This is a genomic window from Streptomyces sp. OfavH-34-F (genome assembly GCF_022347745.1).
Classification (GTDB): Bacteria; Actinomycetota; Actinomycetes; order Streptomycetales; family Streptomycetaceae; genus Streptomyces.
In genome coordinates this window covers 1-11,235 of the sequence record NZ_JAKRGC010000206.1, presented here as the reverse complement: position 1 = coordinate 11,235, position 11,235 = coordinate 1, and the positions used below count along the sequence as shown (strand labels likewise).

At 72.3% G+C, this 11,235-nt stretch carries 10 protein-coding genes; 3 read left to right on the top strand and 7 right to left on the bottom strand.

The genetic code is table 11. The features are described 5' to 3' along the window. From MHW47_RS24600 to MHW47_RS24570, 7 genes are all read right to left on the bottom strand, one after another. A partial coding sequence (locus MHW47_RS24600) for an FAD-dependent monooxygenase (RefSeq protein ID WP_239225958.1) occupies positions 1-1,181 on the bottom strand: 1,181 nt, incomplete at its 3' end. A 60-nt stretch (positions 1,182-1,241) separates the two neighbouring features. Beyond that, positions 1,242-2,219 carry an EamA family transporter RarD gene (gene rarD, locus MHW47_RS24595; protein WP_239225957.1) on the bottom strand — a complete coding sequence of 326 codons (978 nt, stop codon included), beginning with the start codon at positions 2,217-2,219 and terminating at the stop codon, positions 1,242-1,244. A 199-nt stretch (positions 2,220-2,418) separates the two neighbouring features. Then, the gene (locus MHW47_RS24590) at positions 2,419-3,474 is read right to left on the bottom strand and encodes a 2-oxoacid:ferredoxin oxidoreductase subunit beta (protein ID WP_239225956.1); all 1,056 of its coding nucleotides are present in this window, start codon (positions 3,472-3,474) and stop codon (positions 2,419-2,421) included. After that, positions 3,467-5,416: a 2-oxoacid:acceptor oxidoreductase subunit alpha gene (locus tag MHW47_RS24585; protein ID WP_239225955.1), complete on the bottom strand. Its 1,950-nt coding sequence runs from the start codon at positions 5,414-5,416 to the stop codon at positions 3,467-3,469. Before MHW47_RS24585 ends, MHW47_RS24590 begins: the two co-directional genes overlap by 8 nt. Before the next feature lie 314 nt (positions 5,417-5,730). Continuing rightward, complete coding sequence (locus tag MHW47_RS24580; RefSeq protein ID WP_239225959.1) at positions 5,731-6,390, bottom strand: response regulator transcription factor; 660 nt, start codon at positions 6,388-6,390, stop codon at positions 5,731-5,733. A 175-nt stretch (positions 6,391-6,565) separates the two neighbouring features. Further along, entirely contained in the window at positions 6,566-7,921 is a 1,356-nt protein-coding gene (locus MHW47_RS24575) for a sensor histidine kinase (protein ID WP_239225954.1), read from the bottom strand. Positions 7,922-8,073: 152 nt separating this feature from the next. Further along, positions 8,074-9,273 (bottom strand): sensor histidine kinase, encoded by a 1,200-nt coding sequence (locus tag MHW47_RS24570; protein WP_239225953.1) that lies wholly within the window; start codon positions 9,271-9,273, stop codon positions 8,074-8,076. A gap of 279 nt (positions 9,274-9,552) precedes the next feature. Between MHW47_RS24570 and MHW47_RS24565 the strand changes: the two genes are divergently transcribed. The 3 genes from MHW47_RS24565 to MHW47_RS24555 form a co-directional block, all read left to right on the top strand. Then, on the top strand, positions 9,553-9,969 hold the full coding sequence (locus MHW47_RS24565; protein ID WP_239225952.1) for an NADH-quinone oxidoreductase subunit A: 417 nt from the start codon (positions 9,553-9,555) through the stop codon (positions 9,967-9,969). After that, complete coding sequence (locus MHW47_RS35975; RefSeq protein WP_239225951.1) at positions 9,960-10,601, top strand: NADH-quinone oxidoreductase subunit B; 642 nt, start codon at positions 9,960-9,962, stop codon at positions 10,599-10,601. The genes MHW47_RS24565 and MHW47_RS35975 overlap by 10 nt, the downstream gene beginning before the upstream one ends. Next, on the top strand, positions 10,598-11,235 hold a 638-nt coding region (locus MHW47_RS24555; RefSeq protein ID WP_239225950.1), incomplete at its 3' end, for an NADH-quinone oxidoreductase subunit C. The genes MHW47_RS35975 and MHW47_RS24555, both read left to right, overlap by 4 nt.

Below are 11,235 nucleotides of genomic sequence, written 5' to 3'. Positions count from 1 at the left end.
GCGCGCGGCGAGGCGGCCAGCGAACTCCACCGGTAGCCGCCGCCCAGCCCGTTGGTGCCCGGGCCGACCGCCGCGTCCAGCCCGCCGCCCGGCCGCTTGATCGCCTCCAGCGTGGCCCGCAGCCGCTCCGCGCTGACGTCCAGCACCTGCTCGGCGACCGGCAGCCGCTCCTCCTCGTACGTGTCGAGCAGCGCGGGCCCTGCCTGTCCCCGGACGACCCGGGCGAGCTTCCAGCCGAGGTTGTACGCATCCTGGATGCCGGTGTTCATGCCGAGGCCGCCCGCGATGGAGTGCACATGGGCCGCGTCCCCGGCGAGGAAGGCGCGCCCCACCCGGTAGCGGGCCGCCAGCCGTTCGTTGACCCGGTACGTCGAGAGGAGCGCCGCCCGGGTGAGGCGGTCGGCGGGCAGGCCGGTGTGCTTGGCGAACAGCCGGCGGAACCCGGCGAGCGACGGCGGCAGGGGCGCGCCGTCGGCGTCGAGTTCGGGGCCGGCCTGGAACCACCAGCCGGACCGGGTGCCGGGGATCGGGCAGAGCATCACGGCGCCGTCCTCGTCGAACCACTGGTGCCAGAAGCCCCGGTCCAGCCCCTCCACCTCCACGTCCCCGCACACCATCAGCCGGGTCTCGTCGGTCCTGCCCTCGAAGGGGACGCCGAGCAGTTTGCGGACCGCGCTGTGCCCGCCGTCGCAGCCGGCGACGTACGACGCCTCGACGCGCTCCCCGCCGGCCAGCGTCGCGGTCACCGAGGCATCGCCCTCGGCCAGATCCACCAGTTCCGCGCCCAGCCCGACCCGTACGCCGTACTCCGCGAGCCGGTCCCGCAGCACCTCCTCCAGGCGCCACTGGGCCATCATGTGCGGCCGGTCGTACGGGGCGTCGGGCGTCGGCCGCTGGTCCGCGAACGGCTCGGCGTCGGCGACGGCGACCCCGCCCCGGTACTTGCGCATCGGCAGCGGCGCGGCCCCGGCGGCCAGGACCGCGCCGAGCACGCCCAGATCCTCCAGGACCTCCAGGGAGCGCGGGTTGGGGCCCTTGGCGCGGGACGTGCGCGGGAAGCCGGCGGACTTGTCGATGATCCGTACGGCGATGCCCCGGCGGGCCAGGTCGACGGCCAGGGTCAGCCCGGTCGGGCCGGCGCCGACGACGAGCACGGGCAGCGGGGGCGTGGCGGCACACATGGGTTCTCCTGGGGTCGGCGGGCAGGACCCCAGGAAAAAGCAACCGAGTTAAAAAAGCAACTAGGTTGCTTTCGAGGGGGTGTCCGTGCGGTCCGTCGCGGCGCTGGCGGCCGCCGTCGCCGCCGCCAGCCGGGCGGCCTGCGCCCTGGCCCGCGTCCGCCGCGAGGTCCGCAGCGCGTCCCAGGTCAGCATGGCCAGCGCCAGCCACACCAGACCGAAACCGGCCCACCGCTCCGTCGGCATCTCCTCGTGGAACCAGGCCACCCCGAGGATGAACTGGGCGACCGGCGTCATGTACTGGAGCAGCCCGATCGTGGACAGCGGAATGCGCACCGCGGCCGCCCCGAACAGGATCAGCGGCACCGCCGTGACGACGCCGGTCGAGGCGAGCAGCGCCAGGTGCCCCGGGCCCTCCGACGTCAGCGTGGAGGCGCCCCGGGCGCTCAGCCACACCAGATAGCCGAGCGCCGGCAGGAACAGCAGCGCGGTCTCCACGGTCAGCGACTCCAGGCCGCCCATGTCCACCTTCTTCTTGACCAGCCCGTACGTCGCGAAGGAGAACGCCAGGATCAGCGAGATCCAGGGCGGCTTCCCGTAACCGATCGTCAGCACCACCACCGAGGCGGCGCCCGTCGCGACCGCCGCCCACTGCGCCGGGCGCAGCCGCTCGCCCAGCAGCAGCACGCCCATGCCGATGGTCACCAGCGGGTTGATGAAGTAACCGAGGGACGCCTCGACCACATGGCCGCTGTTCACGGCCCAGATGTACAGGCCCCAGTTGACGGTGATGGTGGCCGCCGCGAGGGTCAGCATCCCCAGCTTGCGCGGCTGCCGCAGCAGCGGGCCGATCCAGGACCAGCGGCGCAGCATCAGCAGCAGGATCGCCACCACGCCGAGCGACCACACCATGCGGTGGGCCAGGATCTCGACCGCCCCGGCCGGCTTCAGCAGCGGCCAGAACAGCGGCACCAGGCCCCACATGCCGTACGCGCCGAACCCGGAGAGAAGCCCGGCCCGCTGGTCATTCGTCCCCTGCACGGGCCCTCCCGGTGGCATCTGTCGTACAACCCTCAACCAGACGACGGTAGCGCCGACCGGGCCCGGTGTCATACCCGTATCGCCAGACGGTCATGACAGCGGGCGAGGGAGAGTGGCGCTGCGCGGCCGAATGCGCGGACGCGCCGGTCCCGCCCGCGAGGGGCAGGTCCGGCGCGTCCGCGCGGATCGGGGGCCGGGGTCAGCCGACCACCGTCCAGTTGTCGTTGCCCGCGAGCAGCGCGGCCAGGTCGCCCTTGCCGCTCCGCTCCACCGCGAGGTCCAGCTGCTCGGCCATCAGCGTGTCGTACACCGGCCGCTCCACGTCCCGCAGCACCCCGATCGGGGTGTGGTGCAGGGTGTCCGCGTCGGCCAGCCGCGACAGCGCGAACGCGGTCGTCGGGCTGGGGTTGTGCGCGTCGTGGACGAGGATCTGCGACTTGTTCTCCTCGGTGACCGCGACGACCTTGAGGTCACCGGTCAGCGAGTCCCGCACGACGCCCTTCGAACCCTCCGCGCCGAAGACGATCGGCTGCCCGTGCTCCAGCCGGATCACCGCCTCCTGCGCCTGGTCCTTGTCCTTGAGGACCTCGAACGCGCCGTCGTTGAAGATGTTGCAGTTCTGGTAGATCTCCACCAGCGCCGTGCCCGGGTGGTCGGCGGCGGCGCGCAGCACGCTCGTGAGGTGCTTGCGGTCGGAGTCGACCGTACGGGCGACGAAGGACGCCTCCGCGCCGATCGCCAGGGACACCGGGTTGAACGGGGTGTCCAGCGAGCCCATCGGCGTGGACTTGGTGATCTTGCCCAGCTCGGAGGTGGGGGAGTACTGGCCCTTGGTCAGCCCGTAGATCCGGTTGTTGAACAGCAGGATCTTGAGGTTCACGTTGCGGCGCAGCGCGTGGATCAGGTGGTTGCCGCCGATGGACAGCGCGTCCCCGTCGCCGGTGACGACCCAGACGGACAGGTCGCGCCGGGAGGTGGCCAGGCCGGTCGCGATGGCCGGGGCGCGGCCGTGGATCGAGTGCATCCCGTAGGTGTTCATGTAGTACGGGAAGCGGGAGGAGCAGCCGATGCCGGAGATGAAGACGATGTTCTCCTTGGCCAGCCCCAGGTCGGGCATGAAGCCCTGCACGGCGGCGAGGACCGCGTAGTCACCGCAGCCGGGGCACCAGCGCACCTCCTGGTCGGACTTGAAGTCCTTCATGGACTGCTTGGCCTCGGCCTTGGGCACCAGCTGGAGCAGTTCGTTCTCAGGCATCGATGGCCTCCTCAAGAGCTGCCGCGAGCTGCTCGGCCTTGAACGGCATTCCGTTGACCTGGTTGTAACTGTGCGCGTCCACGAGGTACTTGGCGCGGATCAGGGTGGCCAGCTGCCCGAGGTTCATCTCCGGCACGACCACCTTGTCGTAACGCTTGAGGACCTCGCCGAGATTCCTCGGGAAGGGGTTGATGTGGCGCAGATGGGCCTGCGCGACGGAGCGCCCGGAGGCGCGCAGCCGGCGCACGGCGGCCGTGATCGGGCCGTACGTCGAACCCCAGCCCAGCACCAGCGTCCTGGCGTCCGCCGGGTCGTCCACCTCGACGTCCGGGACCTCGATGCCGTCCACCTTGGCCTGGCGGGTGCGGACCATGAAGTCGTGGTTGGCCGGGTCGTACGAGATGTTGCCGGTGCCGTCCTGCTTCTCGATGCCGCCGATGCGGTGTTCGAGGCCGGGCGTGCCGGGGACGGCCCACGGGCGGGCCAGCGTCTGCGGGTCGCGCTTGTACGGCCAGAACACCTCGGTGCCGTCGGCCAGTTCGTGGTTCGGCCCGCCGGCGAACTGGACGCGCAGGTCCGGGAGCTGGTCCGGCTCCGGGATGCGCCAGGGCTCGGAGCCGTTGGCCAGGTAGCCGTCGGAGAGCAGGAAGACCGGGGTGCGGTACGTCAGCGCGATCCGGGCCGCGTCCAGGGCCGCGTCGAAGCAGTCGGCCGGGGTGCGCGGGGCCACGATCGGCACCGGGGCCTCGCCGTTGCGCCCGTACATCGCCTGGAGCAGGTCGGCCTGCTCGGTCTTGGTGGGCAGCCCGGTGGACGGGCCGCCGCGCTGGATGTCGATGATGACCAGCGGCAGTTCCAGCGAGACCGCGAGACCGATCGTCTCCGACTTGAGGGCCACACCCGGCCCCGACGTCGTCGTCACCGCGAGCGCCCCGCCGAACGCGGCACCCAGCGCCGCGCCGATGCCCGCGATCTCGTCCTCGGCCTGGAACGTGCGCACGCCGAAGTTCTTGTGCTTGCTCAGCTCGTGCAGGATGTCCGAGGCCGGGGTGATCGGGTACGAGCCGAGGTAGACCGGCAGGTCCGCCTGGCGGCCGGCCGCGATCAGGCCGTAGGACAGCGCGAGGTTGCCCGAGATGTTCCGGTACGTCCCGGCGGGGAACGCCTGCGAGGCCGGGGCGACCTCGTAGCTGACGGCGAAGTCCTCCGTGGTCTCGCCGAAGTTCCACCCGGCCCGGTACGCGGCCACGTTCGCCTCGGCGATCTGCGGCTTCTTGGCGAACTTCGCCCGCAGGAACGCCTCGGTGTTCTCGGTGGGCCGGTGGTACATCCAGGACAGCAGCCCCAGCGCGAACATGTTCTTGGAGCGCTCGGCCTCCTTGCGGGAGAGCCCGAACTCCTTCAGCGCCTCGATCGTCAGCGTGGTCAGCGGCACCGGGTGGACGTTGTACGCCTCCAGCGAGCCGTCCTCCAGCGGGTTGGTCTCGTAGCCCACCTTCGCCATCGGCCGCTTCGTGAACTCATCGGTGTTGACGATGATTTCGGCGCCGCGCGGCACATCGGCGATGTTCGCCTTGAGCGCTGCGGGGTTCATCGCGACCAGGACGTTCGGCGCGTCGCCGGGCGTCAGGATGTCGTGGTCGGCGAAGTGCAGCTGGAACGAGGAGACGCCCGGCAGGGTGCCTGCGGGGGCGCGGATCTCGGCCGGGAAGTTCGGCAGCGTGGAGAGGTCGTTCCCGAAGGACGCCGTCTCCGAGGTGAACCGGTCACCGGTGAGCTGCATGCCGTCGCCCGAGTCACCCGCGAAGCGGATGATCACCCGGTCCAGGCGGCGGACCTCTTTCCCGTCTGCGGCTGCGGACTGGGGGGCACGCTGTCCCCCTACGAGCGCCTCGCTGGCCTCGTCGGCCTGCTCGGCTGGGCTACTGACCTGGCTGGTCACTTACTGGACCTCCCTCGGCACGGCGGCTCGGAACCGTCCGGCCCGCCGGAGGTCCCTCGCCCACCCTACGTCCGTAAGGGTCGCCTTCCTCCGGCCGATCACATGGTGGACGGCTTTTTGAGACGCGTCGTATCTGGATGTTGAGACGTTCCCGGCGCTGTGCCGCCATGATTCATCAGCCGCCTGGTTCCGCGTCGGACCCTCGCTGGAGACACACCCGCCCGCGCCGTCCGCAGGCGTCGCACGAGGTCAGCGGCAGGTCAAGGGGAGGTCAAGGGGGGCCCGGCGGGGGACCGGGCGCGGGCCGCCGGCGGTCAGGAGTTCAGGTACGTCAGCACCGCGAGCACCCGGCGGTGGTCGCCCTCGCTCGGCGCCAGTCCCAGCTTCTGGAAGATGTTGCTCACATGCTTCTCGACCGCCCCGTCGCTCACCACGAGCTGCTTGGCCACCGCGGAGTTCGTCCGCCCCTCGGCCATCAGCCCCAGCACCTCGCGCTCACGCGGCGTCAGACCGGCGAGCACGTCCTGCTTGCGGCTGCGCCCCAGCAGCTGCGCCACCACCTCGGGGTCCAGCGCCGTACCGCCCTGGGCCACCCGGACCACCGCGTCCACGAACTCCCGGACCTCGGCGACCCGGTCCTTCAGCAGGTACCCGACGCCCCGGCTGGACCCGGCCAGCAGCTCGGTGGCGTACTGCTCCTCCACGTACTGCGAGAGCACCAGCACCCCGATCCCCGGGTGCTCCCGGCGCAGCCGCACCGCCGCGCGCACCCCCTCGTCGGTGTGGGTCGGCGGCATCCGCACGTCGGCGACGACCACGTCCGGGAGCGCGTCCTGCCCGGCCAGCTCGCCGATCGTCCTGATCAGCGCCTCCGCGTCCCCCACGCCGGCCACGACGTCGTGCCCCAGATCGGTCAGCAGCCGGGTCAGACCCTCCCGGAGCAGTACCGAATCCTCGGCGATGACCACGCGCACCCTGTCCTCCGTCACGACGCAATTCCCCCGCTGTCCGCTCGCTGATCTCATCCGGTGTGCCGTCCAGCATCCCAGCATCGGCAGTGACGTCGCGAACGCGCGCGGGGTTGAGCGCGGGCCCGCCCCGGAGGGAGGCTCCCTCCGGGGCGGTACGTCTGCCGGGTCGTCGTGCGGTTCAGCCGCGCCAGGGCAGCTCCGCGGTCACCTTCGTCGGGCCGCCCGCCGGGGAGTCGACGACCAGCACCCCGTCCACCGCGTCCAGCCGCTCGGTCAGCCCGGCGAGCCCGCTGCCCGCCGCCGTGTCGGCGCCGCCGCGCCCGTCGTCGGTCACCTGGAGCATCAGCCGGTCGTCCGAGCGCCACACGTCCACCGAGGCGCGGGTGGCGCGGGCGTGCTTGCTGACGTTCTGGAGGAGTTCGGAGACCGTGAAGTACGCGATGCCCTCGATGGCCTGCGCCGGCCGGGACGGCAGGTCCACCTCGACGGTGACCGGCACCGTGCACCGGGAGGCGACGGCGGACAGGGCCGCGTCCAGGCCCCGGTCGGTGAGGACGGCCGGGTGGATGCCCCGGGCCAGGTCGCGCAGCTCCTGGAGGGCGACCTTCACCTCGCCGTGCGCCTCGTCCACCATGCGGGCAGCGGCGTCCGGATCGTGGGCAAGCTTCTCCTTCGCGAGACCCAGGTCCATGGCGAGGGCGACGAGCCGGGCCTGCGCCCCGTCGTGCAGGTCCCGCTCGATGCGGCGCAGGTCGGCGGCGGCCGTGTCCACGACGACCCCGCGGTCCGACTCCAGCTCCGTGACGCGCTCCGCCAGCCGGGACGGGCCGAGCAGCCCGGCGACCAGCAGCCGGTCCACGGTCGCCAGGCCCCGGATCACCCAGGGCGAGGCGAGGACGACGCAGAGGCCGACCAGAGAGGTCAGCGCTATGTCGATGCCCGAGTCCAGGTAGACCTCGTGCCGCGCGTCGCCGTACAGCTGGATGCCCGAGACCCCCGTCTGCGACGGGATGCTCCAGTGCCACAGCGGGTAGGTGAGCGCCGCCCAGCCCCACGCCTGGAGCGTCAGCGCGACGCAGAACGCGAACACCGCCCACGGGAAGTGCAGCAGCGAGTAGAGCAGGTGGCGCCAGGAGACCCCGCTCTTGAGCACCGCGCCCATCCACGACATCAGCCCGCCGGTCCGCCCGCGCACCGGGGCCGGGTCGCCCACCTCCAGCCCCAGCAGCGCCCGCGCCCGCGTCCGCTCCAGCATCCCGAAGCCCCGGCACATGACCAGCCCGGCGGCCAGCACCGGAATGCCGACGAAGGTGACGAGGAGTCCGGCGCCCAGCGACACCATCGTGATCGCGCAGGTGAACATCACGATGCTGACCGGCAGGCTCAGCATCAGGTAGAGGAACTCGCGCCAGGTCCTGCCCTCCACCGGCGCCCGCAGCGGAGCCGGCACGACGTGCCGTCGCGCGGGACGGGGCCCGAGGCTGCTGCCCGACCGCTGGGGCTCCCGTGTGTCCGGTCCGTATGCCGTGGCCATGGGGTTCCGTCCGTTTCTTCTCTGCGGCGTTCGCGCCGACTGTCTGCTTCCAGGGTGCGGGGTGGTGCGCCCGCGCACCATGAGGGCCGTATCCGTCCTCGGCGGGGGGTTTTCCCTACCCCGGACAGGGGGCGTACGCGGTCCCCGGTGCGTCAGGCCGTGCGGGAGGCGGGCGCGCTCTTCTCCAGGCCCCGGTCGCGCCACGGCAGCTCCGCCGTGACCGTGGTCGGCCCGCCGGCCGGGGAGTCCAGGACGAACAGCCCGTCCACGGCGCCCAGCCGCTCGGCGAGCCCCGCCATCCCCGTACCGCCGTCCATCGAGGCGCCGCCGTGCCCGTCGTCGCCGACCTGGATGAGCAGCCGGTCGCCCGAGCGCCACACGTCCACGGTGGCCGTACGGGCCCCGCTGTGCTTGCTCACGTTCTGGAGGAGTTCGGAGACCGTGAAGTACGCGATGCCCTCGATCGCCTGCGCCGGCCGCGCCGGGAGGTCCACCCGCACGGTGACGGGGACCGTGCAGCGCGAGGCGATCGCGGACAGGGCCGCGTCCAGGCCCCGGTCGGTGAGGACGGCCGGGTGGATGCCCCGGGCCAGGTCGCGCAGCTCCTGGAGGGCGACCTTCACCTCGCCGTGCGCCTCGTCCACCATGCGGGCGGCGGCCTCCGGGTCGTCGGCCAGCCGCTCCTTGGCCAGGCCGAGCCCCATCGCGAGGGCGACGAGCCGGGCCTGCGCCCCGTCGTGCAGATCCCGCTCGATCCGGCGCAGGTCGGCGGCGGCCGTATCGACCACCACGCCCCGGTCGGACTCCAGTTCGGCGATGCGGCGTTCGAGGTCGTCGGAGGGGGAGAGCAGCCCGCGCACCATGACCCGGTCCGCGTTGGCCAGCAGCCGCGCGACATAGGGGAGCGGCGGCCACACGATCAGGCAGACGAGCGTCAGGGCGAAGGTGAGGATGCCCCACGGCAGCCGTACGAACGAATACAGCGCCGTCCGCCAGGCGACCGGATCGCGCAGCGCGCTCCACAGCCAGACGAAGAACCCGCTCTCGCGGCGCCCGCGCGCCGGCGGGCTCGGCTCCTCCACCACGACGCCCAGCAGCTTCCGCGCCCGGCCCCGCTCGGCCCGCCCGATGGCCCGGGAACCCTGGAGCCCGGCGGCGAGCAGCGGCAGACCGACGACGGTCACCGCGAGGCCCACGCCGATGGCGATCATCAACACTGTGTAAACAAATCCGATGATCGCCATCGGCAGATTGGAAAGCAGGTGCGCGACCTCCTTCCACGTCCACCGCCCGAAGGCGAAGCGGACAGGAGGCGGACCGTCTTCGGCGGGCACCTGGGGGCTCATGGTCATGGGACAAGCCTGCCGGGCGCCGCATGCGGATGCCATGGGGCTCGTGGGTGAGGCGAAGTAGGGATATCCCCACCGCGCCCCCTCGCGCCGCCCGCACCCCGCTCGCCTCGTCCGCCCCGCTCGTCCCGTCCGCCGCCGTCGGTTGCCTTCGCCGCTTCGTTGCCTTCGTTGTCCGACGCAACTGCTTACCCGTCCTTTACAGGGCCTAGACTCCCGTGCGTACAGACCGTCGAACGGGTTGATCGTCGAACGGATTGATCCAGGGAGCGAGGGGCGGACGTGGCGGACCTTCCGGGCGGGACGCCCACGCGGGCGGTGCTCGCGGCGTCGGACTACTTCCACGGCTACTCGGTCGTCGGACTCCTCGCGGTCCTCGGCGTCCTGTTCGTCGCCGCCGCCTTCGCCGGCGGCCGGCTGCTGCGCCCCGTCGTCCCGACGCCGGAGAAGCTCCTCGCCTACGAGTGCGGCGTGGACCCGGTGGGCGAGGGCTGGGCCCACACCCAGGTCCGCTACTACGTCTACGCGTTCCTGTACGTGATCTTCGCCGTGGACTCGGTCTTCCTGTTCCCCTGGGCAACGGTCTTCGCGGCGCCCGGCTACGGCGCGACCACCCTGGTGGAAATGTTCATCTTCCTCGGTTTCCTGGCCGTGGGACTGCTCTACGCATGGAAGAAGGGCGTCCTGGAATGGACGTGACGAGCCCGTCGCCCGCCGGAGCGGGGGACGAACCCGCCGCCGTACCGACGTTCCTCCCGGAACCGAAGCGCCTGGGCGTCCTGTCCCGGCTCGCTCCGGAACCGATGAAGGTCGTCCTCAACTGGGGCCGCCGCTACAGCCTCTGGGTCTTCAACTTCGGACTCGCCTGCTGCGCCATCGAATTCATCGCCGCCTCCATGGCGCGCCACGACTTCATCCGGCTCGGCGTCATCCCCTTCGCCCCGGGCCCGCGCCAGGCCGACCTCATGATCGTCTCCGGCACGGTGACGGACAAGATGGCCCCCGCCGTGAAGCGCCTGTACGAGCAGATGCCCGAGCCCAAGTACGTCATCTCCTTCGGCGCCTGCTCCAACTGCGGCGGCCCGTACTGGGACTCGTACTCCGTGACCAAGGGCGTCGACCAGATCATCCCCGTCGACGTCTACGTCCCCGGCTGCCCGCCCCGCCCCGAGGCGCTGCTCCAGGGCATCCTCAAGCTCCAGGAGAAGATCGCACGCGAATCGCTGGGCGAGCGCTACGCGGCCGCCGCCGGGGCCCGCCCGACGACGGCGGCGCTGCGCAGCGGCCTGGTGACGCCGCCTCCGGCCCCCGGAGAGGGGGAGAACGCGTGACCGCCCCCTTCGACCGGCTCCCGGACGCCGCTGCCGAGATCTTCGGCGCGGACGCCACCGCCGAGCAGGCGTACGACCTGCTGACCGTGGACGTCCCGCCCACCGCGTGGCTCACCGCCCTGGAAACCGCCCGCGACGCCCTGGGCTGCACCTACTTCGACTGGCTGAGCGCGGTGGACGAGCCGGGCACCGGCTTCCGGGTCTGCGCCCACGTGGCGGCGCTGCCGGCCGAGCCCGGCTCCGGCGTACGCCGGCTGCTGCTGCGCACGACCGTGCCGCACGACGCGCCCACCCTGCCCACCGCGACCGGCGTGTACGCGGGGGCCGCCTGGCACGAGCGCGAGACGCACGAGATGTTCGGCGTCGGCTTCGAGGGCCACCCGCACCTGGTGCCCCTGCTCCTCCCCGAGGGCTTCGAGGGCCACCCCCTGCGCAAGGACTTCGTGCTGGCCGCCCGCGTGGCGAAGGCGTGGCCGGGCGCGAAGGAGCCGGGCGAGCCGGAACACGGCGGCCCGAAGCGCCGCACGATGCTCCCGCCCGGCGTCCCGGACCCGAACGAGTGGGGCCCGCTCAAGGGGCAGCTCCCGGCGGCCCCGGCGCGCCGCCTGTTCACCGAGCGGGCCAGGGCCGTACG